The organism is Pseudarthrobacter sp. NIBRBAC000502771 (assembly GCF_006517215.1).
Lineage (GTDB): Bacteria > Actinomycetota > Actinomycetes > Actinomycetales > Micrococcaceae > Arthrobacter > Arthrobacter niigatensis.
The window spans coordinates 789,170-815,206 of record NZ_CP041187.1 but is presented as its reverse complement, the minus strand read 5'-3'; the positions used below and the strand labels follow the sequence as shown (position 1 = coordinate 815,206).

Annotated in this window: 26 protein-coding genes; 15 read left to right on the top strand and 11 right to left on the bottom strand. The window is 66.9% G+C overall.

Annotation, left to right across the window (positions count from 1 at the left end):
* Positions 1–17: 17 nt before the first annotated feature.
* From lysS to NIBR502771_RS03880, 3 genes are all read left to right on the top strand, one after another.
* Complete coding sequence (gene lysS / locus NIBR502771_RS03885; protein ID WP_141158571.1) at positions 18–1,556, top strand: lysine--tRNA ligase; 1,539 nt, start codon at positions 18–20, stop codon at positions 1,554–1,556.
* A gap of 2 nt (positions 1,557–1,558) precedes the next feature.
* On the top strand, positions 1,559–1,735 hold the full coding sequence (locus NIBR502771_RS20660; RefSeq protein ID WP_168223198.1) for a hypothetical protein: 177 nt from the start codon (positions 1,559–1,561) through the stop codon (positions 1,733–1,735).
* Between the two features lie 139 nt (positions 1,736–1,874).
* On the top strand, positions 1,875–2,204 hold the full coding sequence (locus tag NIBR502771_RS03880) for an Lsr2 family protein (RefSeq protein ID WP_141158570.1): 330 nt from the start codon (positions 1,875–1,877) through the stop codon (positions 2,202–2,204).
* A gap of 92 nt (positions 2,205–2,296) precedes the next feature.
* Here NIBR502771_RS03880 and NIBR502771_RS03875 read toward each other — a convergent pair whose 3' ends face one another.
* Positions 2,297–2,914 carry a hypothetical protein gene (locus NIBR502771_RS03875; RefSeq protein WP_141158569.1) on the bottom strand — a complete coding sequence of 206 codons (618 nt, stop codon included), beginning with the start codon at positions 2,912–2,914 and terminating at the stop codon, positions 2,297–2,299.
* 272 nt (positions 2,915–3,186) lie between these two features.
* On the opposite strand from NIBR502771_RS03875, the gene NIBR502771_RS03870 reads away from it, so the two are divergent.
* From NIBR502771_RS03870 to NIBR502771_RS20655, 7 genes are all read left to right on the top strand, one after another.
* Entirely contained in the window at positions 3,187–5,679 is a 2,493-nt protein-coding gene (locus NIBR502771_RS03870; RefSeq protein ID WP_141158568.1) for an ATP-dependent Clp protease ATP-binding subunit, read from the top strand.
* 87 nt (positions 5,680–5,766) lie between these two features.
* Entirely contained in the window at positions 5,767–7,887 is a 2,121-nt protein-coding gene (locus NIBR502771_RS03865) for a S9 family peptidase (protein WP_141158567.1), read from the top strand.
* 36 nt (positions 7,888–7,923) lie between these two features.
* On the top strand, positions 7,924–8,433 hold the full coding sequence (locus tag NIBR502771_RS03860; protein ID WP_141158566.1) for an amino-acid N-acetyltransferase: 510 nt from the start codon (positions 7,924–7,926) through the stop codon (positions 8,431–8,433).
* 249 nt (positions 8,434–8,682) lie between these two features.
* Positions 8,683–9,684, top strand: a complete 1,002-nt coding sequence (gene dhaK, locus NIBR502771_RS03855; protein ID WP_141158565.1) for a dihydroxyacetone kinase subunit DhaK — start codon at positions 8,683–8,685, stop codon at positions 9,682–9,684.
* Between the two features lie 2 nt (positions 9,685–9,686).
* Positions 9,687–10,319 (top strand): dihydroxyacetone kinase subunit DhaL, encoded by a 633-nt coding sequence (gene dhaL / locus NIBR502771_RS03850; RefSeq protein WP_141158564.1) that lies wholly within the window; start codon positions 9,687–9,689, stop codon positions 10,317–10,319.
* Positions 10,316–11,029: a dihydroxyacetone kinase phosphoryl donor subunit DhaM gene (gene dhaM, locus NIBR502771_RS03845; protein WP_141158563.1), complete on the top strand. Its 714-nt coding sequence runs from the start codon at positions 10,316–10,318 to the stop codon at positions 11,027–11,029. Before dhaL ends, dhaM begins: the two co-directional genes overlap by 4 nt.
* 35 nt (positions 11,030–11,064) lie before the next feature.
* Entirely contained in the window at positions 11,065–11,238 is a 174-nt protein-coding gene (locus NIBR502771_RS20655) for a hypothetical protein (RefSeq protein WP_168223199.1), read from the top strand.
* Here the strand turns inward: NIBR502771_RS20655 and NIBR502771_RS03840 are convergent.
* From NIBR502771_RS03840 to NIBR502771_RS03830, 3 genes are read right to left on the bottom strand one after another with little or no spacing between them, the layout of a single operon-like run.
* Positions 11,235–11,741, bottom strand: coding sequence for a hypothetical protein (locus tag NIBR502771_RS03840; RefSeq protein ID WP_141158562.1), 507 nt, complete (start codon positions 11,739–11,741; stop codon positions 11,235–11,237). The genes NIBR502771_RS20655 and NIBR502771_RS03840 overlap by 4 nt on opposite strands.
* Positions 11,742–11,770: 29 nt before the next feature.
* Positions 11,771–12,202, bottom strand: coding sequence for a DUF3592 domain-containing protein (locus NIBR502771_RS03835; RefSeq protein ID WP_141158561.1), 432 nt, complete (start codon positions 12,200–12,202; stop codon positions 11,771–11,773).
* Positions 12,203–12,260: 58 nt separating this feature from the next.
* Positions 12,261–13,079 carry an A/G-specific adenine glycosylase gene (locus NIBR502771_RS03830; RefSeq protein ID WP_246839880.1) on the bottom strand — a complete coding sequence of 273 codons (819 nt, stop codon included), beginning with the start codon at positions 13,077–13,079 and terminating at the stop codon, positions 12,261–12,263.
* A gap of 274 nt (positions 13,080–13,353) precedes the next feature.
* Between NIBR502771_RS03830 and NIBR502771_RS03825 the strand changes: the two genes are divergently transcribed.
* Positions 13,354–14,046, top strand: a complete 693-nt coding sequence (locus NIBR502771_RS03825; protein ID WP_141158559.1) for a hypothetical protein — start codon at positions 13,354–13,356, stop codon at positions 14,044–14,046.
* A 96-nt stretch (positions 14,047–14,142) separates the two neighbouring features.
* On the opposite strand, the gene disA is transcribed toward NIBR502771_RS03825, so the two are convergent.
* The 3 genes from disA to NIBR502771_RS03810 form a co-directional block, all read right to left on the bottom strand.
* The gene (gene disA / locus NIBR502771_RS03820; RefSeq protein ID WP_141158558.1) at positions 14,143–15,219 is read right to left on the bottom strand and encodes a DNA integrity scanning diadenylate cyclase DisA; all 1,077 of its coding nucleotides are present in this window, start codon (positions 15,217–15,219) and stop codon (positions 14,143–14,145) included.
* 246 nt (positions 15,220–15,465) lie between these two features.
* Positions 15,466–15,966: a 2'-5' RNA ligase family protein gene (locus NIBR502771_RS03815; protein WP_141158557.1), complete on the bottom strand. Its 501-nt coding sequence runs from the start codon at positions 15,964–15,966 to the stop codon at positions 15,466–15,468.
* 40 nt (positions 15,967–16,006) lie between these two features.
* On the bottom strand, positions 16,007–16,237 hold the full coding sequence (locus NIBR502771_RS03810) for a hypothetical protein (protein WP_141158556.1): 231 nt from the start codon (positions 16,235–16,237) through the stop codon (positions 16,007–16,009).
* Between the two features lie 194 nt (positions 16,238–16,431).
* Between NIBR502771_RS03810 and NIBR502771_RS03805 the strand changes: the two genes are divergently transcribed.
* Entirely contained in the window at positions 16,432–18,045 is a 1,614-nt protein-coding gene (locus NIBR502771_RS03805) for a peptide chain release factor 3 (protein WP_141158555.1), read from the top strand.
* 7 nt (positions 18,046–18,052) lie between these two features.
* Positions 18,053–19,282 carry a beta-ketoacyl synthase gene (locus tag NIBR502771_RS03800; RefSeq protein WP_141158554.1) on the top strand — a complete coding sequence of 410 codons (1,230 nt, stop codon included), beginning with the start codon at positions 18,053–18,055 and terminating at the stop codon, positions 19,280–19,282.
* A 103-nt stretch (positions 19,283–19,385) separates the two neighbouring features.
* On the opposite strand, the gene NIBR502771_RS03795 is transcribed toward NIBR502771_RS03800, so the two are convergent.
* On the bottom strand, positions 19,386–19,874 hold the full coding sequence (locus NIBR502771_RS03795) for an NUDIX domain-containing protein (protein WP_141158553.1): 489 nt from the start codon (positions 19,872–19,874) through the stop codon (positions 19,386–19,388).
* A 120-nt stretch (positions 19,875–19,994) separates the two neighbouring features.
* On the opposite strand from NIBR502771_RS03795, the gene NIBR502771_RS03790 reads away from it, so the two are divergent.
* Positions 19,995–20,234, top strand: coding sequence for a hypothetical protein (locus NIBR502771_RS03790; RefSeq protein WP_141158552.1), 240 nt, complete (start codon positions 19,995–19,997; stop codon positions 20,232–20,234).
* A gap of 56 nt (positions 20,235–20,290) precedes the next feature.
* Here NIBR502771_RS03790 and NIBR502771_RS03785 read toward each other — a convergent pair whose 3' ends face one another.
* The 3 genes from NIBR502771_RS03785 to NIBR502771_RS03775 all read right to left on the bottom strand — a co-directional run bounded on the left by NIBR502771_RS03785 (position 20,291) and on the right by NIBR502771_RS03775 (position 24,621).
* A complete protein-coding gene (locus NIBR502771_RS03785) occupies positions 20,291–21,970 on the bottom strand; it encodes a HAMP domain-containing sensor histidine kinase (RefSeq protein WP_246839802.1) in 1,680 nt (559 codons plus the stop codon).
* A 120-nt stretch (positions 21,971–22,090) separates the two neighbouring features.
* A complete protein-coding gene (gene radA / locus NIBR502771_RS03780) occupies positions 22,091–23,464 on the bottom strand; it encodes a DNA repair protein RadA (RefSeq protein WP_141158550.1) in 1,374 nt (457 codons plus the stop codon).
* Positions 23,465–23,493: 29 nt separating this feature from the next.
* Positions 23,494–24,621 (bottom strand): aromatic acid exporter family protein, encoded by a 1,128-nt coding sequence (locus NIBR502771_RS03775; RefSeq protein WP_141158549.1) that lies wholly within the window; start codon positions 24,619–24,621, stop codon positions 23,494–23,496.
* Positions 24,622–24,872: 251 nt separating this feature from the next.
* Here NIBR502771_RS03775 and pstS point away from each other — a divergent pair, with 251 nt between their 5' ends.
* Positions 24,873–25,994 carry a phosphate ABC transporter substrate-binding protein PstS gene (gene pstS / locus NIBR502771_RS03770; protein WP_141158548.1) on the top strand — a complete coding sequence of 374 codons (1,122 nt, stop codon included), beginning with the start codon at positions 24,873–24,875 and terminating at the stop codon, positions 25,992–25,994.
* Positions 25,995–26,037: the final 43 nt, after the last annotated feature.

The window sequence follows — 26,037 nt, the reverse complement described above, 5'->3', positions numbered from 1 at the left end:
AAATCCCGGTAAACTTGATGATTGTGACTTCCCAAAACACCCCCGCGCCCAAGAATGCCCCAGAGCCCATCGACGCCAGCGAGCAGATGCGGATCCGCATGGAGAAGCGCGCCAAACTTCTTGAGCGCGGCACGGAGGCCTACCCCGTGGGAGTGGAGCGCACGCACTCGCTCGCCGAGATCCGGGAGAAGTACGGCCACCTTGAGGCTGACGAGACCACGGGCGACACCGTAGGCGTTACCGGCCGCGTGGTCTTCGTCCGCAACACCGGCAAGCTCTGCTTCGCCACCTTGCAGGAGGGCGGCACCGACGGCAAGGGGACGCGCCTGCAGGCCATGCTGAGCCTGGCCAACGTGGGCGAGGAAGCGCTCGCGGATTGGAAAGCACTGGTGGACCTGGGCGACCACGTGTTCATCAAGGGCGAGGTCATCTCCTCCCGCCGCGGAGAACTGTCCATCATGGCCGACTCCTGGTCCATGGCCTCCAAGGCCCTGCGCCCGCTGCCGGTGCTGCACGCGGACCTGAACGAGGAAACCCGTGTCCGCCAGCGCTATGTGGACCTGATGGTCCGCGACGAGGCCCGCGAAATGGTCTACACCCGCGCCGCCATCACCCGGTCCATCCGCGAGACGCTGTTCCGTCACCGCTACGTGGAAGTGGAGACCCCCATCCTGCAGCTGGTCCACGGCGGTGCCCTGGCGCGGCCGTTCGAGACCCACATGAACGCGTTCGACCAGAAGATGACCCTGCGCATCGCCACCGAGCTTTACCTCAAGCGGGCAGTCGTGGGCGGCATCGACCGCGTCTACGACATGGGCCGCGTGTTCCGCAACGAAGGCGTGGACTCCACCCACAGCCCTGAGTTCACCACGCTCGAGTGCTACGAGGCCTGGGCGGACCAGTTCGTTATGGCCGAACGCATCAAGGAGATCATCCTCGACGCCGCGGACGCCGTGGGTGCCGGGCGTGTCCTCCAGACCGAAGCGGGGGAGATCAACCTCGACGGCGAGTGGACCTGGCTGGCCGTCTACCCGGGGCTTTCCGACGCCGTTGGGCAGGAAATCACGCCGGACACCCCTGCTGAGGTGCTTCGGGAAATCGCGGCCAAGCACGAGGTCAAGGTGGATCCCAAGTGGGACGCCGAGAAGCTGGCTGTGGAGCTCTTCGGTGAGATCGTGGAGCCCACCCTGCTGAACCCCACCTTCGTCTACGACTACCCGCCCTCGGCCCAGCCGCTGGCCCGCCCGCACCGTGAAGACGGCCGGCTGATCGAGGCCTGGGACCTGATCATCGGCGGCATGGAACGCGGCACCGCGTTCTCCGAACTGATCGACCCCGTGATCCAGCGCGAACGGCTTACCGAACAGTCACTGCACGCAGCGGCCGGCGACGTCGAGGCCATGCAGCTGGACGAGGACTTCCTGCGCGCCCTCGAGTACGGTGCCCCGCCCATGGGTGGCATCGGCCTGGGCATCGACCGCCTGGTGATGCTCTTCACCGGCGCCGGGATCCGCGAAACCATCCTCTTCCCCTTATTGAAGCCTGAAGGGCACTGACCATGGAGTACGTAGCAGTTATCCTTCCCTCTCTTGTGGTGGGCCTGCTGTTCTGGTTTGCCATGAAGGCGATCTTTAATGCGGACAAGGCTGAACGGCAGGCGGAAGCGCGCGCCCAGGCCGAAGCTGATTCGCTTGCCGTGCGGCCCACGGACCGCCAAGGTCCCGAATCAAAATAGCTAAAAACCCCCTACTTTCTGCCTTTATCCCCAAGGAACCATTAGGCGCTTTGACGCGTTGCCAAGATAAGAGTCATACTTTTTTCGGGAAACATCCTGCTTTTCTGAAAACCGACTTTCCAGCAAGAGGAAGACTTTAATGGCACAGAAAGTAAACATCATCCTCGTTGATGATCTGGATGGGGGATCCGCAGACGAGAATGTGAAGTTTGGCCTCGACGGGGTCAACTATGAGATTGACCTGTCCGCAGCCAATGCCGCTGAACTTCGGTCTTCACTGGAGAGGTTCATCACTGCCGCACGCAAGGCATCCGGCGGCCGCGCCCAGCGGGCAAAAGCCGCCCCGGGGGGCCGCAGCCACGATTCGGCGCAAATCCGGCAATGGGCCCGGGATAACGGGTACACCGTTAACAGCCGCGGCCGAATTCAGGCCGAAATCCAGGAAGCCTACCAAAAGGCAAATTCCTAGGTACGCGCGTCGCCTGACTAAAAAGCCCTGCTTCCCAAGTTCGGGAGGCAGGGCTTTTGGCTGGCTGCAGGTATTTAGCGGTACGGGCGTAATTACTCCCGCGCCCCGGCCGGGGATTCACCGCTGTGCGATCCACGGCGCAGCAGGCTGCCGGCAGCAAACTGCTCGGCGACATAGAACACGAAAGGCGGAATATCACCCGTTTTCGCCAGTGCCACTCCACACCCGGCACTGGCGAGGGCCAGCGCTGCCGCTTCCTTTTTCCGGTGCGGCAAGGTTGCCAGGGTGCCGGACAGGGACCCGAGCGCGAGCACATGCAGCCACGCATAGGCGTAGAACGGCCACGCCGGGAAGCGGCGAGCCGCGAAGCGCTCCAGGTCCGACGCACGCATTGCAAGTTCGGACACAAAAAACGGCGCCCCGGCGGCAAGTGCGACGGCGGCTGTGCCGGCGAGTGCCCTGCTCCTTCCGGGCGGGAGGGCCAGTGCCAGCCGGGCAAACGCCGCGGGCATGGCAGCCGTCCCCGCCGCGGCCACATGTTGTCCGGCCACCCACCAGCGCTGCCCTTTACGGAGCATCTCGAGCCGCCGCGCAGCGTCGGGTTCCAGGTATACCCCCGGCACCGGGCTGATGCCGGCCAACCAAACCGCACCCGCGGCGAGGGCAACCCCCGCCGGGCGCCTGACGCGTTCCAGGTCCACCTGCGACATGTTCCCGCCCTTCCCGCTGATTCACGGTGCCCTTGTTGCTCCCGCTGGAGCGTTTAAGGCCGCCATTAGGGCCAAGAATGGCCCATCACCCGGCGTGGGACAAGGGCTGCCTGGAGGGCTCGTCTGTCCGCTGATGCCCGGCCGCCGGAGTCCGTGGAAGGCGGCGCGGCAATATTCCCGGACGACCCATGTTTCCCCTGTGGCGAACACGCTCCACAACACAGGGGCGGCCACGTAGCATCAAAGTACGTCGTAGCTAGGAGTGTGGCGAAATGTTTGAGCGATTTACGGACCGTGCCCGTCGCGTAGTTGTGCTTGCCCAAGAAGAGGCACGCATGCTGAACCACAATTACATCGGTACCGAACACATCCTCTTGGGTCTGATCCATGAGGGTGAGGGCGTTGCCGCCAAAGCTCTTGAGTCCTTGAGCATTTCGCTCGACGGCGTTCGCGAGCAGGTGCAGGAGATCATCGGGCAGGGCCAGCAGGCTCCCTCCGGCCACATCCCCTTCACCCCCCGTGCCAAGAAGGTACTGGAGCTCTCGCTGCGCGAAGCCCTCCAGCTGGGCCACAACTACATCGGCACGGAGCACATCCTGCTCGGCCTCATCCGCGAGGGTGAAGGCGTTGCCGCGCAGGTGCTGGTCAAGCTCGGCGCCGACCTCAACCGGGTCCGCCAGCAGGTCATCCAGCTCCTCTCCGGCTACCAGGGCAAGGAAACCACCGGCGCAGGCGTCGGCGGCGGACAGCCCGAGGGCGCTCCCGCCGGGTCCGTGGTCCTGGACCAGTTCGGCCGCAACCTGACCCAGGCTGCGCGCGAGAACAAGCTGGACCCGGTCATCGGCCGCGAGCAGGAAATGGAACGCGTCATGCAGGTCCTTTCCCGCCGTACCAAGAACAATCCAGTCCTCATCGGCGAGCCCGGCGTCGGCAAGACGGCCGTCGTCGAAGGCTTGGCCCAGGCGATTGTCCGCGGCGACGTTCCGGAGACCATCCGTGACAAGCAGCTGTACACCCTGGACCTTGGCTCCCTGGTGGCAGGCTCCCGCTACCGCGGTGACTTCGAAGAGCGCCTGAAGAAGGTCCTCAAGGAGATCCGCACCCGCGGCGACATCATCCTGTTCATTGACGAGATCCACACCCTGGTGGGTGCCGGTGCCGCCGAAGGCGCCATCGACGCAGCCTCGATCCTCAAGCCCATGCTGGCCCGCGGCGAGCTGCAGACCATCGGTGCCACCACGCTGGATGAGTACCGCAAGCACATCGAGAAGGACGCTGCCCTGGAGCGCCGCTTCCAGCCGATCCAGGTCAAGGAACCCTCCGTGGCGCATGCCATCGAGATCCTCAAGGGCCTGCGTGACCGGTACGAGGCACACCACCGCGTCACCATCACCGACGGCGCCCTGGCCTCCGCTGCAAGCCTGGCCGAGCGCTACATCTCGGACCGCTTCCTTCCGGACAAGGCCATCGACCTGATCGACGAGGCCGGCGCCCGGCTGCGCATCCGCCGCATGACCGCTCCGCCGGAGCTCAAGGCCATGGACGAGCGCATCGCCAAGCTGAAGATGGAGAAGGAATCCGCCATCGACGCGCAGGACTTCGAAGGCGCCGCTTCGCTCCGCGACAAGGAACAGAAGATGATCTCCGAGCGCGCGGAGAAGGAACGCCACTGGAAGTCCGGCGGCATGGATGACATCTCAGAGGTGGATGAGGATCTCATCGCCGAGGTGCTGGCCAACTCTACCGGCATCCCCGTCTTCAAGTTGACCGAGGAAGAGTCCTCGCGCCTGCTCAAGATGGAAGATGAACTGCACAAGCGCGTCGTCGGCCAGGACGAGGCCATCAAGGCACTGTCCCAGGCTATCCGCCGTACCCGTGCAGGGCTCAAGGACCCCAAGCGCCCCGGTGGCTCGTTCATCTTCGCCGGCCCCACCGGCGTCGGCAAGACCGAGCTCGCCAAGGCACTCGCCGAGTTCCTGTTCGGTGAAGAGGACGCCCTCATCACGCTGGACATGTCCGAGTACTCCGAGAAGCACACCGTTTCGCGGCTCTTCGGTGCCCCTCCGGGCTATGTGGGCTACGAAGAGGGTGGCCAGCTGACCGAGAAGGTCCGCCGCCGTCCGTTCTCCGTGGTGCTGTTCGACGAGGTTGAGAAGGCCCACGCGGACCTCTTCAACTCGCTGCTGCAGATCCTGGAAGACGGCCGCCTGACCGACTCCCAGGGCCGCGTGGTGGACTTCAAGAACACCGTGATCATCATGACCACCAACCTGGGTACCCGGGACATCTCCAAGAGCGTTGCCACCGGCTTCCAGTCCGGCACCGACACGCAGACCGGCTACAACCGCATGCGTGCCCGCGTCACGGAGGAACTCAAGCAGCACTTCCGCCCCGAGTTCCTGAACCGTGTTGACGACGTCGTGGTGTTCCCGCAGCTCACCCAGGACGAGATCATCGAGATCGTGGACCTGTTCGTGACCCGCCTGGAGAAGCGCCTCAAGGACAAGGACATGGGCATCGAGCTCACCAAGGCCGCCAAGGTGCTCCTGGCAACCCGCGGCTACGATCCCGCCATGGGTGCCCGGCCGCTGCGCCGCACCATCCAGCGCGAGATCGAGGACCAGCTCTCCGAGAAGATCCTCTTCGGCGAGATCCACACCGGCGACATCGTCGTGGTGGATGTCGAAGGCGAAGGCGACGACGCGAAGTTCACCTTCGCCGGCAACGCCAAGCCGCGCATCCCGGAAATCGCCCCGAGCGTCTAAGTTCCACAACGCAAGCCCCGCTGCTCCGCAAGGAGCGGCGGGGCTTCCGCATTGTGATCGGCGGCACAAACCATGTTGAATCGGGGCATGGCTAATCAGAATCCGGCGATCCCGGACGAGCAACCACTGACCCCCTTCCACGACCTCGACCACTACCTGTCCATTCCGCGGGTAAGCGGCCTTGCCCTGAGTCCCGACGGCTCCCGGCTGGTGACCACCGTCAGTACCCTGAACGGCAAGGGCACCGAATATGCCAGTGCGCTGTGGGAGCTGGACCCGGCGGGGCAAAAGCATGCCCGGCGCATCACCCGCAGTGCCAAGGGCGAGGCCGGCGCGGCGTTCGCCGCGAACGGCGATGTCTACTTCACATCCGCGCGGCCCGATCCGGACAGCCCCGATGAAGAGCCGGTCAACGCCCTCTGGCTCCTTCCGGCAGACGGCGGGGAAGCAAGGGTGGTCCTCAGCCGGCCCGGCGGCGTCGGGAAGGTGATGACCGCCAGGAACGCTGATGCGGCATTCGTGGCCGCCGAGGTCCTGGCAGGTTCCGCGGATGAGGAGGACGACGCCGAACGGCGCAAATCCCGCAAGGACAAAAAGGTTTCGGCCATCCTGCACAGCGAGTACCCGGTGCGATACTGGGACGCCGACCTGGGTCCCGGCCAGCCGCGGATCTTCGCCGTGGAAACCGGCGAAGAAAAGGAGCAAGGGAAGCCCAAAACCGTTGACGCCACTGCGCCCCTGGTCCTGCGCAACCTTACGCCCGCTGCCGGCCCGCGGCTGAGGGAAGCTGAGACAGTGGTCAGCCCGGACGGGAAGACCGTTTACAGCAGCTATACCAGACCCCTCGCCAGGGCGGACAGCCGCTCCGTCCTGGTGGCGGTGGATGTGGCATCGGGAAGCCTCAAGGTGCTCCTGGACCAGGCGGGCATGAGCTATTTCCCGGGTCCGGTCAGCCCGGACGGCAAGACCCTGGTGGTGCTCAGCGAAAGCGACTCCACCCCGCAACAGGCTCCAGAGATCAGGATGCACCTCCTGGACGTCTCCGGCGGAGCGGGGGAGCCCGGCGGCCTCCAGCCCCTTGCCCACGATTGGGACCGCTGGCCCAAGCCGGCAGCGTGGCTTCCAGACGGGTCCGCCCTCCTGGTCACAGCCGACGACGACGGCGCGTCGCCGGTTTTCCGGGTCAGCGTTCCGGCGGCTGCGGCTGAGGTGGGCATCGCCCGGGTGACGCAGGACGCTGCCGCCTACTCCGACGTCGTAGTCTCCCCGGATGGCCGTTATGCCTACGCCCTGCGCAGCTCGTACGAATTCCCGCCCGAAGCCGTGCGGATCGACGTGGCCACCGGGGAAACCACCCGCCTGCCGGCACCTGCCGAACGGCCGTCCCGCCCGGGCCGGCTGGAGCGGATTGCCGCCACGGCTCCGGACGGCTCCCGGGTTCCGGCCTACCTGGCGCTGCCTGAGGGCGCATCAGCAGAGGCGCCCGCGCCGATGCTGCTCTGGATCCACGGCGGCCCGCTGGGATCCTGGAACGCCTGGACCTGGCGGTGGAACCCGTGGCTCCTGGCGGCAAAGGGCTACGCGGTGCTGCTGCCGGACCCGGCACTGTCCACGGGCTACGGCCAGGCCTTCATCCAGCGCGGCTGGGGAGCCTGGGGCAAGGCGCCGTTCACGGACCTCATGGCCGTCACGGACGCCGCAGTGGAACGGCCGGACATCGATGAAGCCCGGACCGCTGCGATGGGAGGCTCCTTCGGCGGGTACATGGCCAACTGGGTGGCGGGGAACACGGACCGGTTCAAGGCCGTGGTCACCCACGCCAGCCTGTGGGCGCTGGACCAGTTTGGACCCACAACGGATGCCTCGCAGTATTGGCTGAAGGAAATGACCGAAGAGATGGCGCTGGAGAATTCACCGCACCTGCACGCGGAGAAGATCAGTTCGCCCATGCTGGTGATCCACGGCGACAAGGACTACCGCGTGCCCATCGGGGAAGGCCTGCGGCTCTGGTACGAGCTCCTGTCCAAGTCCCGGCTGGCAGCGGACCAGGACGGGCAGACCCCGCACCGGTTCCTCTACTTTCCGGACGAAAACCACTGGGTCCTCCAGCCCCAGCACGCCAAGGTCTGGTACCAGGTGGTGGAGTGGTTCCTGGCAAAGAACGTCCTGGGCCAGGAGCTCGAGCTGCCCGCGGAACTGGGGCTGTAGGCTCCCGGCCGCTCCTGCGCCTCGTAGGATTGCCTAGTGACCGACTCCTTCCACATCCGCCCAGCACGCACCAGCGACGTCCACGCCATCAAGAAGCTTGTGGCTCCCCTGGCTGAGGAGCGCATCCTTATGGCGAAGGAGACGGTGGCGTACTACGAGAGCCTGCAGGAGTTCCGCATCGCTGAGTCCAGCGACGGCGAAATGATCGGCTGCGGGGCCCTGCACGTCATGTGGGAGGACCTCGCTGAAATCCGAACCCTTGCCGCGTCCGGGCAATGGCGCGGCAAGGGAGTGGGGCACGTCCTGGTGGAAAGCCTGCTGGAGGAGGCCCGGGCCCTCGGGGTGTCCCGGGTCTTCTGCCTGACCTTCGAGGTGGACTTCTTCAAGCGCCACGGCTTCGAGGTGATGGCGGACCAGTCCGCCGTGGACCCGGAAGTATATTCGGAGCTCCTGCGTTCGCATGACGAAGGTGTGGCCGAATTCCTCGACCTGGCGCGGGTCAAGCCCAACACCCTTGGCAACACCCGGATGATCCGCACCCTCTAGGAAGCCGGGCCTTCCACCAGGGCAAACGCCTGTTTGCTTTATTCGAATTGATGGATAAACTTCTGGAGGCCGGTATGTGGGGGGCCTCAGGAAAGGGACAGTCATTGGGGGCTGTCCCTTTGCTGCGTCCCGGACCGGTTGCCCTGGCGGGCGGCCGGAAAACCGGGGCCGGAGGAACCTACCGCCAGCCGTGATGCCGGTAGTAGGGTCGGAGACACATCCTTCAGGAGCACAGCCAGGAGCACCGCCATGAAGAAACTCATCAACGATCCAAAATCCGTCGTCCAGGAATCTGTGCAGGGCTTCGGCCTGGCGCACGCCGGACTGGTCACCGTCAGTGAAGACCCCATCTACATCACGCGCAAGGACGCGCCAGTGGACGGCAAGGTGGGGCTGGTTTCAGGCGGCGGCAGCGGGCACGAGCCGCTGCATGCCGGTTACGTGGGACAGGGAATGCTCGACGCCGCGGTGCCCGGGGCTGTGTTCACCTCACCTACCCCGGACCAGATCCTTCCCGCCACCCTCGCCGTCAACTCAGGTGCCGGCGTCGTGCATATCGTCAAGAACTACACCGGGGACGTCCTGAATTTCGAGACGGCGGCCGAGCTGGCCGAGGCTGAGGGGGTGAGCGTCCGGACCGTACTGGTCAACGACGACGTCGCGGTGGAGGACTCGCTGTACACCGCCGGCCGCCGAGGGGTGGGCGGCACCGTCCTCGTGGAGAAGATTGCCGGTGCTGCCGCCGAGCGTGGCGACAGCCTGGACGCGGTGGCCGCCATCGGCGAACGGGTCAACGCCAACGTCAGGACCATGGGCGTCGCACTGTCGGCCTGCACGGTGCCGCACGCGGGCACGCCAAGTTTCGACCTCGCCGACGACGAGATCGAAATTGGGATCGGTATCCACGGCGAACCCGGCCGGCACCGGATTCCCATGGAAGACGCCGACAGCATCACCAACCGCCTGCTGGAACCCGTGCTGGCCGACCTCAAGATCAGTTCCGGGGACAAGGTCCTGCTTTTCGTCAACGGCATGGGCGGCACGCCGCTGAGCGAGTTGTACATCGTGTACCGGCGGGCAGTGCAGGTCCTGGCTGACGCGGGCGCCACCGTGGAACGGACACTGGTGGGCAACTACATCACCGCACTGGAGATGCAGGGCTGCTCCATCTCGGTCCTCCGGCTCGACGACGAGCTCACGGAACTCTGGGACGCCCCCGTGCACACCGCCGCCCTGCGCTGGGGCGTGTAGCCGTGGTGCTTGATGCAAACTGGGCCGTGAAGTGGCTGACGCTGTGCGCGCAGGCCATGGCTGAACACCGCGTCGAACTCATCGAGCTGGACCGCGCCATCGGGGACTCTGACCACGGCGAGAACATGGACCGCGGCTTCCAGGCGGTCCTTGCCAAACTGGGCGAATCGACGCCGGAGACGCCGGGGGCCGCGCTGAAGATGACCGCCATGACCCTGATGTCGAAGGTGGGCGGTGCCGCCGGCCCCCTTTATGGGACCGCGTTCCTTCGCGCTGCCACCGCCCTGGGTGATTCCGCAGAAATTGATGCCTCCGCCTGGGCAGGCGCCCTGGCAGCGGCCCGGGACGGGATCGTGGCGCGCGGCAAGGCTGAGTCCGGGGACAAGACCATGGTGGATGCGTGGACGCCGGCGGTTGATGCTGCCCGCGCGGCAGCCGACGGCGGCAGTACGGATGTTCTGGGCGTCCTGGTGGCCGCCGCTGAGGCTGCCGAGGCAGGGGCGGTGGCCACCGACCCCATGGTGGCGCGGAAAGGCCGCGCCAGCTACCTTGGCGAACGCAGCGCTGGCCACCGGGACCCCGGGGCAGCCTCCAGCGCTTTGATCCTGCGCGCGGCCGTTGGGGCAGCTGCGTGACCGTAAGCATCGTGGTGGTGTCCCATAGCGCAAAGATTGCCGACGGCGCCGTGGAACTGGCCGCCCAAATGGCACCGGACGTGGTGATCCTGCCAGCCGGCGGCACCGATGATGGCAGAATCGGCACCAGCTTGGAGAAGGTCCTCGCCGCCCTGGAAGCAGCCAGTGGGCAGGCGGCAGGGGCTGGTGCGGAGGGCACCGTCGTGCTCACGGACCTGGGATCAGCAGTGATGACCGCGGAATCGGCCCTCGAGTTTTTGGAGAACCCCGAGGGCGTCCTGCTCGCCGACGCACCACTGGTGGAAGGACTGGTGGCCGCGGCCGTCGCCGCGCAGGGTGGAGCAGATGTGCAGGCGGTCCGGAAGGCGGCCGAAGGCGCGGGGATCCCCGCCGGCCAGCCGGCACCGGCCGCCGGCGGAACGGACCACCTTGAATCTCCCACCAGCGCCGCCCCTGACTTCACCGGCGATTTCGAACTGGTCAACCAGGCAGGCATGCACGCCCGGCCCGCCGCGAAAGTGGCAGGCGGCCTGGCCTCCCTTGACGCTGAGGTCACCATCAACGGGGTGGACGGAGCGTCCATGACCGGCCTGATGACGCTCGGGGCAGGCAAGGGTACGGTGCTGCACGTTGAAGCCTGGGGCGCCGACGCGGAAAAGGCCGTGGAGTATGTCGGGGGCCTGGTGGAGGCCGGCTTCGGCGAGCCCTGAGCCGCCAAACGGTTCCTGCGAATAAGCTCGATGCCATGGAACGGCCGCTCGCAGAAAACTCCCAGGAAATCGAAGTGCTGGACGGCCAGGCCTCCGTGGAGGAACTGCTCGCCGAACTCGGCTTCGACTGGAGCGCTGAGCCGGTGGCCGGAGGACCGCTGCCCGGAAACCCCGAGGGCGATACCTTCACCCAGCCGGCGCTTTTCTAGCCCAGCGGCTTTTGGGGTACGGGCTGCTGGTGCAGCCCGCCGCCGTCCAGCGTGAGGGATGCCGACAGGAACTTTCCGCACTGCTCACCGAATGGATACAGCGCCTGCGGACGGAACTCCAGGGTGCGGACGGCCATCGCCGTCCCGTCGGAAGCCGTGCCGGAAGCGGTCACCACCATGGGTGATTCCGTAAGCGTCTCCAGCATCAGCGTTGCCACCTTGGTTCCGTCCGGGGATGCGGTGGCCGAACAGGCACCCTCTTCGGTGCACCCTGGACCCACGGAGGAGCTGCCGGCGCGCAGTTCGGCGTCGAACTCCTTGCAGGTGCCGTCCTGGCAGGCCCGCAGGTGCAACGTGCGCACCTGGGAGGAGTAGCCGGCGGTGACTGTCACGGTCACGGCGGTGGCCTGCGCAATCGCCGGGCAGGCGCTGCCGGCCGGCCCGCAGGCGGAAAGGAGCGCCGCAGCCATCCCCAATGCCACCAGCAGTCCCGGCTTGTGCATGCCTTCAGGCTACCGCCCCGGCGGGACACTCAGCCCATCGGGAAAATGCCGATAAACCAGAACGACGCCACCGCGAAGACGGCGAAAAACGCGATCAGGCACCCCGTGGCGGTACGTGGCTCCGATGACACTTGGAGTGACTCATTGGGATCCGCCGGGTTGTAGGCCACCTCGATCAGAGCGCCCGGCACAGGCGGCTGCACCCCGGATATCTCCGACTTGCCCATGAAGAGGGTGCCGCGCGGGTCCGTGAACTGGTACGTGGGGAAGTGGCGGAGGTTCCTGCTGGCGCCGCCAATGCCGCTGGTCCAGCCGGTGGCGCTGCCGGTGACCGTTGCCTGCGCCTTCGGCCAGGACGCCATTTGCTGTTGCTGGCGCCTGGTCCTGCGGGCCGCGTAGAGCAGCGAAAATACCACGCCGGCAACGAACAGCGCCCACACGATGTACAGAATGGTCTTCACGTTTCCCCCGGTTCCGGTCACCAAGAAGTATGCCATCCCGGGCGGGCACCCCGGCGGGTCAGGCTGGAAGCTGGTAACCGCCGTCGTGCATCTCCGCCAGCCCGTCCGCCAGCAGCCCCGCCAGCGCCCGTTCCAGCTGTTCAGGCGCGGAGTTGAGCCGGTGCAGCGCGGCCAGCGGCACGCCGATCCCTTCGGGGGCGAAGCCAAGGTCGGCGGGTTCACGCTGGAACATGTCCGGCGGCACCGGCGATTCCGCCAGCCGGAGCACGGCCATCACGGCGCCGCGGACCTGGCGGTCGGTGCCGTGCCATGCCTGCCCCTTGGGAACGTACGACGGCGGGGGCTCACCCGCCGCCAGCCAGGCGCAGGAGTCCTTGACCGGGCAGGCGGCGCACTTCGGCGCCCGGGCGGTGCACACCAAGGCCCCAAGTTCCATCACCGCGGCGTTCCAGCGCACGGAGGTATCGTCGTCGTCCGGCAGCAGGGCAGCGGCCAGGCGCATCTCCGCCGCCGTCAGCGCAGGGGCGGGCAGTGCGACGCCGGACACCAGCCGGGCGTGCACCCTGCGGATGTTGGTGTCCACCACCGTTTCCCGGCGGCCGTACGCGAAAGCTGCCACCGCGGCGGCCGTGTAGCTGCCCACCCCGGGAAGGGCCAGCAGCTCGGCGTGGGTGTCCGGGACCCTGCCGCCGTGGTCCTGCACGATCGCGGCCGCTGCGGCGTGCAGCCGCAGCGCCCGGCGGGGGTAGCCCAGCCGGCCCCAGGAACGGACGGCTTCCCCTGCCGGTTCGCCCGCCAGCCCGGCGGGGGTGGGCCAACGCTTGAGCCACTCCTGCCACACGGGGAGGACCCGGACCACCGGGGTTTGCTGCAGCATGATCTCGCTGACCAGGACGCCCCACGGGGAGCAGCCGGGTTCACGCCAGGGCAAATCGCGGGCAATGCCGGCGAACCACCCGTTGATCCGTTGGTGGAGCTGGTCCAGTTCTGCATTGTCCGCCCGGGCAGGCGTGATGGGGGAGGTTTGAGTGTCGATGCCAACACTGTAGTGGATGGGTTCGCGCGGGCGGCAAACCGGTTGTGACGAGAGCGATGCGGATGCGGCGGCGTGGTGGCAGTGCAGATCCGGTGGGTTTCCCTAGCCTAGGAGGATGGGCAGGCAAGGCAATTCATCAGCGCGCGGCACGGCAGCGGGTTCCAGCAGCGTCCGGAAACCGAGTGCCGCCGTGTACCGGCGGCGGCGCCTGGCGGCCGGCGGCGCGCTCCTGCTTGCAATCGTGCTGGTGGTCAGCGGTTTCGCGCTCGCCGGTGCCTTCCGCGGCGGTTCGCAGCAGGCCTCATCCACCCAGCCCTCCTCCACCGATTCCGCCTCTGCGGCTTCGGCAGGCGCCCCCTCAGCTTCGGCCCCGGCAACTCCATCCGCCTCACCGACGCCCACTGTGGCGCCGACCCCCACCTGCAACCAGAACCTGGTGACCGTCACGGCCGCCACCGACAAGCCCTCCTACGGCCCGGGCGAAAACCCGCTGCTCACCCTGAAAGTGACCAACGGCGGCACCGTCCCCTGCGAGGTCAACATCGGAACCTCACAGATGGAGTTCCTGGTCACCAGCGGCGCTGACCGGATCTTCTCTTCGAAGGACTGCCAGGCTTCGAGCGAGGACCTGGTGAAGGTGATTGCGCCGGGCGCCAGCGAAACCGCCAACTTTCCGTGGGGCAGGAACCGCAGCGCCGATGGCTGCAAAGCCGTGGCCGCCGCCCCCGGTGGCGGCGGGGCGTACTACATCTTCACCGCGAAACTCGGTTCGCGTGCCAGCCCCAAGGCTGTCTTCCAGCTGAACTGAGCTGCCCCTTCATCGATTGCTGCGCAACTGTCGCTTTCAGGCTCCATAACGACAACGACGGAGCAATCGATGGGCGTCATCCCACGGATGGGGATTTCAGAGGAAGCGGTCCAGGAGGCTGGCCTCTGCCATCCGGCTCAGGCCTTCGCGCACAGTGCGGGCACGCTGGTCACCGATCCCGTCAACGGTCATGAGGTCGTCAATGGTGGCAGCCATCAGGAACTGCAGGCCGCCGAAATGGTCCACCAGGCGGTCGGCCACGGCCTTGGGAACTGCCTTCAGGCCGGACAGCAGCCGGTATCCGCGGGGCTGGACCACTGCATCGAGGTTGGCTTCCCCGCCCGCGAAACCAACAATGGCCGCGATCTTGCCCAGGTCGATCAGTTCCGTGGGGCCAAGGTTGACCAGTTCGTGGACGGCTTTGTCGATGTCATCCGCGGAGGCATTGGGGCTGGCATAGTCGCGGATAATAACGTCGCTGCCGGGCCCCCTTCCCACGGTGAGTTCGTCGAGCTGGAGGGAGAGCAGCCGGCCGTCCTCGCCGAGTTCCAGCACATACTGTGAAATTTCCTCGGAGATGCGGCGGACCATTTCCTGCCGCTGAAGGGTGACTGCAACGTCCCGCACCGTCACCATTGCTTCGATTTCCAGCGCGGACAGCGAACTGGTGACCTGGTCCAGCCGGGCACGGTACCGCTCCAGGGTGGCGAGGGCCTGGTTGGCGCGTGCCAGGACGTTTTCGGAACCCTCCAGGACATGCCGCAAACCGTTAACGTACAGGGCGATGATCTGCATGGACTGGCTGACGGAGATGACAGGCACTCCGGTCTGCTTGGCCACCCGTTCCGCCGTGCGGTGGCGGGTGCCTGACTCCTGTGTTTCGATGCTTGAGTCCGGGACCAGTTGGACGGCTGCGCGCAGGATATTGCCGGCGTCCTTGTCGCAGACGATGGCACCGTCCATCTTCGCCAGCTCCCGCAGGCGGGTGGGCGAAAACTCGATGCCGATATCGAAGCCGCCGGAGCAGATGGAATCGATGGTGCGGTCGGAGCCCAGGACGATCAGTGCGCCCGTGCGCCCCCGGAGGATCCGTTCCAGGCCGTCGCGGAGGGGAGTTCCGGGTGCAACCCGGCCCAGCGTGGCCCTCAGCGATTCTTCGGGGCTCCGCGCCATAGGTGTTTCCCTTCGAAGGTGCGGACCGCCGCCCGCAGGAATGCCGGCATCTGCAGTTGTCCGGCAGGACCAAAAAGTGCTCTGGTTCCCGCAAGCTCAATGATAGGGGTAAGAAGCCTAAGTTCCGCACGGGCAAGCCCCAAAGTGCCTCATTAGGGGGTGGGCCGGACTGCGGGGAAAGTGCAGTCCGGGCCACGCACCCGATGGGTACTTTTCGTGCTCCCGGCCCGCGGCCGGGATCTCCGCTCAGGCCGCCCCGGCCAGCGGCGTCACCGTTTTAGTGCTGCTGTCCCATAGCCGCGCCGCCGCGCATCGGCCGTCGATGCGCAGGTCCAGCAGGTCCAGGGCCGTTCCCAGCTGGTAACCGGGGATGCGGCGGGAGATGGTGGCGTGCGGAGTCCAGGCGCCCGGCAGCGTCAGCGGCTGCGCACCGGAAAGACCTTGGTGCAGGCGCCGGTGCAGGTCCAGCAGCGGAGCGGTTGGCAGGACCGCGCGGGCCAGCACATATTTGCCCGGGCCGGACGGAAAAACGATGGCTCCGGAAAACGTCAGGTCCAGGGGCAATGCTGCCCAAGGTCCTTCCTGCCCGGCCTGCAGGTCCATGCCTGCGGCGAGCGTGACGTGCGGGCTGTTGCTGGGGGAAATGTGCGCGGCCAGGCTTGGGAGGCCGGCGGCCTCGAGCCTCGCCCAGTCGGCCCGGAGGAGGGCGTCGGTGCTGTCATCAAAGACCAGTTCGATGCTGCGCATAAGCCCATCATGCCGGTCCTGCGGGGTGGCCGGGGAAACGTCAGCGCTTGCGGTCCCGGAGCATCCGCTCCAAATCCCGGCTGACCTTCGAAAGGGACGCCGCCCGGAGCGCTTTGTGCTCGGCCGCGGTCTGGACGCCGCGTTTTCGCTGCGGGGCTGACGGAAGGGCAGCAGCAGACCCCTGCGTGGCCGCACCAGCCGGGCCGGCGGCCAGGTTGGTGGCGAGCGGATCGAAGAAGAGGTTGCCCGGGAAAATGGCGCCATGGATCATGCGCCAAAGCTAACGGCCCGGCATTTCGAGGCTTTGAACGTCCGGTTTCGCCCGCGTTAAGCGCGGCCGGGACCGGTTTGCGGCCCTGCGATAAACTTGTACTTTGGCCCTCTGCCAATGACATTCCCGCCCGTGAGCCGCAGTGCAGAACCCGAAAGGCCCTGGGCAGCCACAACCGCAGCGAAAGTAGCACCGTGTCCCAAGATGTCCTGACCCCCGCCCGGATCTCCGAGATTCACAAGGAGGCGGGCCGCCGCAGGACCTTCGCCGTCATTTCCCACCCTGACGCCGGCAAGTCCACGCTCACGGAGGCCCTCGCCCTGCATGCCAAGGTGATCGGTACCGCGGGAGCCTCCAGCGGCAAGGCCAACCGCAAGGAAACGGTCTCGGACTGGATGCAGATGGAGAAGGACCGCGGAATCTCCATCAGCTCCGCCGCCCTGCAGTTCTCCTACCGGGACACTGTCATCAACCTGCTGGACACCCCCGGCCACGCGGACTTCTCGGAAGACACCTACCGCGTGCTCGCCGCCGTCGACTGCGCCGTCATGCTGGTGGACGCCGCCAAGGGCCTGGAAACCCAGACCATGAAGCTCTTTGAGGTCTGCAAGCAGCGGAACCTGCCCATCATCACCGTCATCAACAAATGGGACCGTCCCGGCCTGGACGCGCTGGCCCTGATGGACGAGATCACCGAACGCACCGGCCTGCAGCCGATGCCGCTGACCTGGGCCGTAGGGATCTCCGGCGACTTCCGCGGCGTCTGGGACCTCCGGAACGACCGCTTCGCCCGGTTCCAGCGCAACAACGCCGGAGCCCAGATTGCCATCACCGAGTACTTCACCCCCGAGGAAGCAGCCGAGGACCAGGGCAGCAACTGGTCCGACGCCGTCGACGAAGCGGGTCTGGTGATCGAGTCAAACCTGGACTTCGACGTCGAGGCCTTCCACGGCGGAAAGGCCACCCCAATCCTGTTCAGCTCCGCAGCGCTGAACTTCGGCGTGAAGGAACTGCTGGACGCACTGGTTGACTTCGCCCCGCCGGCCGCGCCCCGCCCGGACATCGACGGCAAGCCGCGACCGGTCGAATCGCCGTTCTCCGGCTTTGTGTTCAAGGTCCAGGCGGGCATGAACAAGGCGCACCGCGACCACGTGGCCTTCATCCGCGTCTGCTCCGGCGTCTTCGAGCGCGGCATGGTGGTCACCCAGACCCGCACCGGCAAGTCCTTCGCCACCAAGTACGCCCAGCAGGTCTTCGGCCGCGAACGCGAGGTCATCGACGAGGCCTACCCTGGCGACGTGGTTGGCCTGGTCAACGCTTCCTCGCTGCGCGTGGGCGACAGCCTGTTCCTCGAGGAGGCGGTGGAGTACCCGGCCATCCCGCTGTTCGCCCCCGAGCACTTCCAGGTGGCCCGGTCCAAGGACCCCAGCAAGTTCAAGCAGTTCCGCCGCGGCATCGAGCAGCTGGAACACGAAGGCGTCATCCAGCTGCTCCGCTCCGACCTCCGCGGAGACCAGGCGCCGGTGCTTGCCGCCGTCGGGCCTATGCAGTTCGAAGTGGTGGAGGACCGCATGGCGCACGACTTCAGCGCCCCCATGCGGCTGGAGCGCCTGCCCTACTCGCTGGCCAGGATTTCGACGGCGGATGCCATGCCCGCGCTGGCAAACGTTCCGGGCGCCGAGGTGCTCTTGCGGTCCGACGGCGAATACCTCGCTTTGTTCAACGACGTCTGGGCGCTGCGCAGGATCGAGAAGAACCACCCTGACCTGACGCTGCTGCCCATCGGCACGCACAACCCGGCGAAGTAAGGCACTTGTGGAAACTCCTGCACCCCGCGCCGTAGTAACCGGCGCCGGAACCATCAATCCCCTTGGTTCCACGGTCAAGGAAACCTGGGAAGCCCTGCTGGACGGCCGCTCCGGAATCACGGCGCTGGACCAGGACTGGGCGGAACAGCTGCCGGTCCAAATGGCCGGCCAAGTCACGGCTGACCTTTCGGAGCACCTCAGCACCCGCGAAATGAAGCGGATGGACCGCTGCGGCCAGCTCGCCCTGGTTGCGGCCCGGGAGGCCTGGACGCAGGCCGGCAGCCCCGACGTGGACCCTGAACGGTTCGCGGTGGTGATCGGGTCCGCTTACGGCGGACTGGGTTCCACCATCGAGCAGGACCGGGCACTGAACCAGTCAGGTCCGCGCAAGGTGTCGCCCCATACCCTGACCCGGCTGATGGTGAACGGCCCGGCCGCGTGGGTGTCCATCGACCTCGGTGCCCGCGGGGGCGCCCGGACGCCTGTCAGCGCCTGCGCCTCCGGGGCTGAGGCGATTGTGCAGGCGGCAGAGCTGATCCGCTCCGGTGCTGCCGACGTCGTGATTGCCGGCGGTGTGGATGCTTCCGTCAATGACCTGGTGATCAGCGGCTTCGCCCAGATCCGTGCCCTGTCCACCCGTTCGGATGACCCGCAGCGGGCCTCGCGTCCCTTCGACGGCGGCCGGGACGGCTTTGTGCTCGCCGAGGGCGCCGGAGTGGTGGTGCTGGAGAGCGAGGAGCACGCCCGTGCCCGCGGTGCCGCCGTCCTTGGGGCCGTGGCCGGCGGAGCGGTGACTTCCGATGCCAACGACATTGTGGCCGCCGATCCCGCGATGCAGCGGCGGGTCATGCAGAAGGCACTGGATGCGGCAGGCATGCAGCCGGCTGACATCGGCTTCGTGCATGCACACGCCACGTCCACCCCGGTGGGCGACCGGCTGGAAGGCCAGGCGATCAATGCAGTCTTCGGCGCCTCCGTGCCGGTCACGTCCACGAAGGGGCACACCGGACACCTGTTGGGCGGCGCCGGTGCGCTGGCCGCCGTCGTGGTCCTCGAAGCCCTGCGCACCGGACACCTGCCCGGGACGCTGAATGTGGAGTCGCTGGACCCGGAAGTGGACCTCAACGTCGTGACCGAAAACTCCCTGGCCTTGGCTGCCGGATCCCCGCGTGCCGGCCTGGTCAACGCGTTCGGCTTCGGTGGACACAGCGTTGCCCTGGTGATCGCCGGCGCCTAGGCAGACGCCGAACACGCCGGAATGGTGCGGGGACGCCGGAACCCTCCGGCGTTCCCGCACTGTACCGGCGATCCGGAGGGAGCGGGCCATCCACGCAGGTCTTCTAGCTGGCTGCCAGGCCCTCAACCAGTGCATCCAGGATGGGCAGCTGGCCCTTCACGAGTTTGGTCCGGGCCTCCTGCTCCGGGAACCAGCGGGCGTCGTCAATTTCGGGATAGTGCTGGATTTTGCCGGACCCCTTGGGCCATTCCAACGGGAACGTGTTGCTGGAGACCACCTCAGGGGCGAAGCCGGCTTCGGCGGCATAGGCGGTGATGAGCTTTCCCGAGGACTGCCGGAACTCGCCCAGCAGCCGGTAGTCGGCCTCCGGGGCCGCGGTCCCCATCTCTTCTGCAAACTCCCGCAGCGCCGCGGCCAGCGGATCCTCGCCGTCGGCATACTCACCTTTTGGAATGGACCAGGCGTGGGTGTCCTTGCGCGCCCAGAAGGGACCGCCCATGTGGGCGATCCACACCTGCAAGCCATCCCGGGCCCCCGCGGGAGTGGCGGAGTCCTGTTGGTACAGCAGGATGCCTGCGCTTCGAATGGGCATTGGGTCTCCGGATCTTCAGAAAAGTGCAGTTGCCGTCCGCCGTTAACGTGGAGTTCACGGCGCTGCTCTAGGTTATTCCTTCAGGCACATTGCCAGTCACTCCGCTCGAAAGGAGCACTCGTGGCCAACATTGCTGAGGTTTTGGGACGGCTTACGCCGGAAGAAGTGGACGAGCTCCGCAGCCTTGGTCCGCAGGGCCACCTGCCGCGGCATCTGGTGGATGCCCTGGACCGCGCGGCCGGGGGCACGGGCTCGGGCCGGGGATACTATGTGGCAAACGGCAACGTCAGCGCCACCGGCGGCCCGCTGCTGGTGCTGCGCAGCGACGTTTCCAGTTGGCTGGCCGGCGCCCCGTCCTGAATTGCGCTGCCCGCAGCCCTTTCCCGGCTTTGGGGGCTGGCAAGGTTCCGGGCTGGCTAGGCGTGCGGCAGGGTGAACGTTGCCGTGGTGCCCACGCCGGGCTCGCTGTCCAGGCTGATGGAACCTCCGTGGCCTTCGACGATGGTCTTGCTGACGGGCAGTCCCAGGCCGGCGCCCGGGATGGCCGTTTCGCGTGACCGCGCTGAACGGAAGAACTTGGTGAACGCCTGTTCCTGCTCTTCGGCGGTCATCCCCAGCCCGGTATCGGTGATGGAGCAGGCCATGCCCGAGCCGGTGCTGAGGGCCCGGGCCGTGATGGTGCCGCCGTTGGGGGAGTACTTGATGGCATTCGAGAGCAGATTCCGGAACACCTGGCTGATCCGCTCCGGGTCCACCCTGGCGGGGAGCGGCTCCTCCGCCTCGAGCACCAGCTGGAGCCCGTTGCCGGCCGCCTTGGGCTGGGCGGCGTCAACCTCCAGCGCCAGCAGGCGGGCCAGGTCCGTCTCCTCGAGTGAGAGGTCAACGCGCTCGGATGCGACGGCGATGAGGTCATTGACCAGGTTCAGCAGGTGTTCTGCGTTCCGGCGCACCACATTGAGCTCCTCCCTGACGTCCTCGTGGCCGGGTTCGTCCAGGACCAGTTCCAGGTAGCCCAGGATGGAGGTCAGCGGTGTCCGCAGCTCGTGAGAGACAGTGGCAACGAAGTCGTCCTTGGCGGCCAGCGCACTCACCAGGCTGGTGACGTCAACGAAGGTAATGACGGCACCGGCTCCCTGGCCACCCACCGGCGGGAAACCATGCGAGCTCACGGAGTAGGCATTCTGCCGCTCCGGAGGGCCGGCCCAGTACAGCTCGTCCGCAAAGGCGTCCCCGGCCGCGGCCCGCGCTGCGGGTAGAAGGCCCGCTGGTACGGGGGTGCAACGGTCCGCCATCAGCAGGCCCTGCCCGCCGGAAGGATCCACGACGCCGGCCAGGGCAGGGTCCGTGCGCATGGCCTTGTTTGCCAGCACGGTGCGGCCCCGGGCATCCACCACCCACACGCCCACACCCACGGCCTTCAGCACTGCGTCGAGCAGGCCCTGGCGGCGGACGCTTTCGTCCAGGGTGCGCGCCAGGTCCTGCTCATCCTGAACGATCCGCGCGCGATGCCGGCGGAGGGTGGTGGCAACGACGTGGGCGCTGACCGCGACGACGGCCATTACCAACGGGAGGATGAGGACACGGATCATTGATCCGCCCGCCGGTACAGAGCCCTGGAGGAATGAGGGGGCCACCGTACTGAGGACGGTTCCCACAATGGCCAGGACGGGCATGTACGGCCGGACCTGCGCAGAGAGCCAAATGACGGGGAAGAGCAGCGTCACGCTCAGGACACTGAAGGCCGGGCCTCCCGCCTCGCGCGTGAACCCGATGGCCAGGCAGTCGAGGAGCGGAATAACGGCGAAGGCGCTTGCCGGGAGCCTGCCCCACGGGATGGCAACGCATGCGGCCGCGATGGCCACATGGAACAGCAGGGCCGACATGAACGGGTTGCTGGCCAGCGTCGCGGGGCTGAAGGCGGCCGCGGCAAGTACCACCAGTCCGACAGTCGCCGAGACCGGCAACTGGCACACCGCCATGCGTCTGCGCGCACTGAGGCCCCCGATCAGGCTATCCAGACGGTCCGACACCACAGGCTGCATGGGTGCCCTGCGTGCCTGGGCGGCAACGTCTGCGACGCCCTGCTGTTCCTGCATCACCAAGCTTCCCCCAGCACAGAAATCAACGACCTCCGTCTGCCTGGAGGTTCTGCACCTAGAGTACCCGCCGGGAAACCGGGCGGCCGCCAGGGCCCTACGACCGCCAGGCGTGGGCTGCTAGCCGATTAACAGGCTGAGCGCCTCCGTCAGGTGCTCCACTTCCCGCACCGAGAAGCCGGCCGGCACAGGCCCCGGCCCCGTGTGGCTGGCAGGAACCACGGCGTGCGTGAACCCCAGCCGGTGGGCCTCCTGGATGCGCTGGTTGATCCCGGGAACGGGCCGGACCTCGCCGGCCAGGCCTACCTCGCCAAAGGCAATCAGGCGGATGGGCAATGGCTTGCGTGCTTTGGCTGAGGCCACGGCAAGGGCGACGGCAAGGTCCGTGGCAGGTTCACTCAGCTTCACCCCGCCCACGGTGGCAACGTAGGAGTCATCCTTGTGCAGCAGGGTGCCCGCACGCTGCTGCAGCACGGCCAGCAGCATGGACACCCGCGAGCTGTCCAGGCCGCTGGTGGCGCGGCGCGGCTGCGAGTTGGGGCTTTCGGCGAGCAGCGACTGCACCTCCGCCAGCAGGGGACGGCGCCCCTCCATGGTGACCGTGATGCAGGTCCCGGAGACAGGTTCCTTGGTGCGGCTGACGAACAGTCCGGACGGATCGGCCAGGCCCTCGATGCCGTTCTCATTGAGGTCGAAGCACCCGACGTCGTCGGTAGGCCCATACCTGTTCTTCACCGCGCGCAGGAGCCGCAGCCGGGAGTGCCGCTCTCCCTCGAACTGGCACACCACGTCCACCAGGTGTTCCAACAGGCGGGGTCCGGCGATGGATCCGTCCTTGGTGACGTGACCGACCAGCAGGGTGGTCATGTTCCGCCGTTTGGCGGCCGCAATGATCGATGCCGCCACCTCGCGGACCTGGGATACGCCGCCGGCGCTGCCGTCGACATCGGCGCTGCTGAGGGTCTGCACGGAGTCCACGATCAGCAGCCGCGGTTCGATCTTTTCCACCTGCCCCAGGGCCTGCCCCAGGTCCGTTTCCGCCGACAGGTACAGGGATTCTGCGACGGCGTCGATCCGCTCGGCGCGCAGCTTCACCTGGGCAGCCGACTCTTCGCCGGTGACGTAGAGGACATCCTGGGCAGTCCGGGCGAACTTGGCGGCCACGTCCAGCAGCAACGTGGATTTTCCGACGCCGGGTTCGCCAGCGAGCAGGATGACAGCGCCGGGAACCAATCCGCCGCCCAGAACCCGGTCCAGTTCGTCCACGCCGGTGGGAAGGAAAGCCGCCGTGGTGGCGTCCACATCGGCAATCCGGCGCGCAGGCTCCACGACTGTCGTGGCCGCCGTCGTCCGCGCCACGGCGGTGCCCGTTTCCTCAACCGTGCCCCAGGCCTGGCACTCGCCGCAGCGGCCCACCCACTTGGCCGTGGTCCAGCCGCACTCGGCGCATTTGTACGCGGGCGCCTTGGACGCCCGGGATGTCTTTGTTGCCATGCGTCCAACCCTAGTGGCGGCCACAGACACTAAAGCGCGGGCAGGACGTCCCTGGCCTCGGCGGCGTCCATGCCGGTGGCTTCCAGGAGGTCCACCATCAGCGGCCGGAACAGCATGACGACGGTTTCGCCTTCCAGCCGCTGGACCTCCAGCAGTTTGGGATGCAGGCGAAGGGCGATCTCGCTCAGGTCCCGACGGGCAGTGCGCAGGTGGGCGCGGCGCACTCCTTCATGCGTCTCCGCGAGCCCCAGCGACAGCTCGTCGATGGCGGCGGCCGTCTCCTGCAGCACCCCGGCGATGCTGTCCGTCGCCTCATCCGAGAGCGCTGTGTGGTTGATGGCGCTGGTCAGCCGGCGGGCGAACACGCGGCTGTTCCTCAGGGCAAGGTCGATGAAATCCAGGGACTGCTTCAGCCGGTCCAGTTCATCGCGGTGCCGGCGGTAGGCGGGAGCCAGGGTGGCAACCTCGCCGGACGCGCGAAGGGACTGGCGCATGGCATCCACGAGGGGCTGGCAGTTCCTGCCGCGGATCAGGGCGTGCCAGGCCTGCGTGGAGTCACTGTTCACCAGCGCGCCGGCGCATTCCCGCAGTACCTCCGCCAGTTCATGCAGCAGCTTCCGCACATCCCGGCGCGGCTCCTGGCGGGGATCCTTGGGCACCAGGATGGTCACCAGCAGGGCGAACATGCCGCCCACCACAGCATCGATACTGCGGGTGAACGGGCCACCGGACGGTGCCGGGAGCAAGACCACCAGCAGCGACTGCAGCGCCAGTTGGGTGGTGAAGATGTTTCCGCTGTCCAGGAACCGGGCCAGCAGGATGGAGAAGAGGAGCACGACGGCGGCCACCCAGATGTCGCCCCCCAGCCAGTGCAGGAGCAGGTCACCGACGGCGATGCCGATGGTGCAGCCCAGGCCGACTTCCATCACCCGCCGCAGCCGGGGCTCACGGGAAAACCCCAGGGCGATCAGGGACGAGGTGGCGGCGAAGAGCGGCCCGGTGTGGCCAAGGATGTACTCCGCGAAGGCGTAGGCGCCCACGGCGCAGACCGTCATCTGGATGGCAGGGACAAACGAGTTGCGGCTGCGGATCAGCCCGGTCCGGACCCGGCTGCGCAGGAACCGCTTAGTTGTTGAGAGTCCTGCTGGGATGGCCATGGGTCCAATACTATTCAGCGCCGATCCCCTGCCCTGCTCAGGTGCACTACGACCACGCGTGTGATCTGCGCAATGGTGACCCGGCATTTGTCAGCCAAAATCCCGCCGTCGTTAATCCTCCGTTCACTTTGGACAGCCCATCCCGTTACCTGCGGCCCATAACTTACTTGAAGGTACAAAACGTACGCATCGCGCAGCAGGGTTCTCCGTCCCTGTCCCGCACCTGAATAACCCTGGAAGGGGTACATCTAGTGAAGGCACTCCGCTTCGGCCGCCACGCGGCTATCGCTGTTATCGCAGTCGGCGCACTCGCGCTTACCGCCTGCGGTTCAGACAACGCCACGAACACCGCGCCTGCAGGCTCCCAGTCCGCCGGCGGCCCCAAGGTCACCGGCACGCTGACCGGCATTGGTTCCTCCGCCCAGGGCGCAGCCATGGACGCCTGGAAGACCAACTTCGCCTCCGCCAACTCCGGCGCCACCGTGCAGTACTCCCCGGACGGCTCCGGTGCGGGCCGCAAGGCAATCCTGGACGGTTCGGCCCAGTTCGCAGGCTCGGACGCCTACCTGAAGGATGATGAATACGCCTCGTCCAAGTCCGTCTGCGGACCAGACGGCGCCATCAACGTTCCCGTCTACATCTCCCCGATCGCCGTGGCCTTCAACGTTCCCGGCGTCACCGACCTGAAGCTGGACGCCACCACCGTGGCCAAGATCTTCCGCGGCCAGATCGCCAAGTGGAACGACCCCGCCATCGCTGCCCTGAACGCCGGCGTTACGCTGCCGGACCTGAAGGTCACGCCGGTAAACCGCTCCGACGACTCCGGCACCACGCAGAACTTCACTGACTACCTGTCCGCCGCCGCGTCCGACGTCTGGACCGACCCGGCCGCCGGCATCTGGCCCGCCAGCCTCAAGGGCGAAAACGCCAAGGGCACCTCCGGTGTGGTCAAGACCGTCACCGACACCCCCGGTGCCGTGACCTACGCTGACGATTCCGCCGTCAGCGGCAAGCTGGGCGTTGCCCAGATCAAGGTGGGCGACTCCTTCACCAAGATCTCCGCCGACGCTGCTGCCAAGGCAGTGGACGCCGGCCAGCCCGTCGCCGGCCGCGCCGCCAACGACCTCTCCATCAAGCTGGACCGCAAGACCACCATCGCCGGCGCCTACCCGATCGTCCTGGTGTCCTTCCACGTCCTGTGCACCACCTACGACAAGCAGGAGACCGTTGACCTGGTCAAGGCCTTCGAGCACTACGTAGTTTCCTCCGAAGGCCAGAAGGCTGCAGCAGACTCTGCTAAGTCCGCCCCGCTGTCCTCCGACCTCGCAGCAAAGGCCGCCAAGGCCATCGACTCGATCAAGGTCAAGTCCTAGCCAACGCTGTAAAACCGGGTTCCCCGCCTGCCGGATGGCAGTG

Coding starts and splice junctions, on each gene's coding strand:
- NIBR502771_RS03865 (WP_141158567.1), top strand. CDS start 5,767: ATGGCTAATCAGAATCCGGCGATCCCGGACGAGCAACCACTGACCCCC.
- NIBR502771_RS03810 (WP_141158556.1), bottom strand. CDS start 16,237: ATGATCCATGGCGCCATTTTCCCGGGCAACCTCTTCTTCGATCCGCTC.
- NIBR502771_RS20655 (WP_168223199.1), top strand. CDS start 11,065: ATGGAACGGCCGCTCGCAGAAAACTCCCAGGAAATCGAAGTGCTGGAC.
- disA (WP_141158558.1), bottom strand. CDS start 15,219: ATGGCGCGGAGCCCCGAAGAATCGCTGAGGGCCACGCTGGGCCGGGTT.
- radA (WP_141158550.1), bottom strand. CDS start 23,464: ATGGCAACAAAGACATCCCGGGCGTCCAAGGCGCCCGCGTACAAATGC.
- NIBR502771_RS03825 (WP_141158559.1), top strand. CDS start 13,354: ATGGGCAGGCAAGGCAATTCATCAGCGCGCGGCACGGCAGCGGGTTCC.
- NIBR502771_RS03840 (WP_141158562.1), bottom strand. CDS start 11,741: ATGCACAAGCCGGGACTGCTGGTGGCATTGGGGATGGCTGCGGCGCTC.
- NIBR502771_RS03795 (WP_141158553.1), bottom strand. CDS start 19,874: ATGCCCATTCGAAGCGCAGGCATCCTGCTGTACCAACAGGACTCCGCC.
- dhaK (WP_141158565.1), top strand. CDS start 8,683: ATGAAGAAACTCATCAACGATCCAAAATCCGTCGTCCAGGAATCTGTG.
- NIBR502771_RS03815 (WP_141158557.1), bottom strand. CDS start 15,966: ATGCGCAGCATCGAACTGGTCTTTGATGACAGCACCGACGCCCTCCTC.
- NIBR502771_RS03775 (WP_141158549.1), bottom strand. CDS start 24,621: ATGGCCATCCCAGCAGGACTCTCAACAACTAAGCGGTTCCTGCGCAGC.
- lysS (WP_141158571.1), top strand. CDS start 18: ATGATTGTGACTTCCCAAAACACCCCCGCGCCCAAGAATGCCCCAGAG.
- NIBR502771_RS03880 (WP_141158570.1), top strand. CDS start 1,875: ATGGCACAGAAAGTAAACATCATCCTCGTTGATGATCTGGATGGGGGA.
- NIBR502771_RS03870 (WP_141158568.1), top strand. CDS start 3,187: ATGTTTGAGCGATTTACGGACCGTGCCCGTCGCGTAGTTGTGCTTGCC.
- NIBR502771_RS03875 (WP_141158569.1), bottom strand. CDS start 2,914: ATGTCGCAGGTGGACCTGGAACGCGTCAGGCGCCCGGCGGGGGTTGCC.
- NIBR502771_RS03830 (WP_246839880.1), bottom strand. CDS start 13,079: ATGCTGCAGCAAACCCCGGTGGTCCGGGTCCTCCCCGTGTGGCAGGAG.
- NIBR502771_RS20660 (WP_168223198.1), top strand. CDS start 1,559: ATGGAGTACGTAGCAGTTATCCTTCCCTCTCTTGTGGTGGGCCTGCTG.
- NIBR502771_RS03785 (WP_246839802.1), bottom strand. CDS start 21,970: ATGCAGGAACAGCAGGGCGTCGCAGACGTTGCCGCCCAGGCACGCAGG.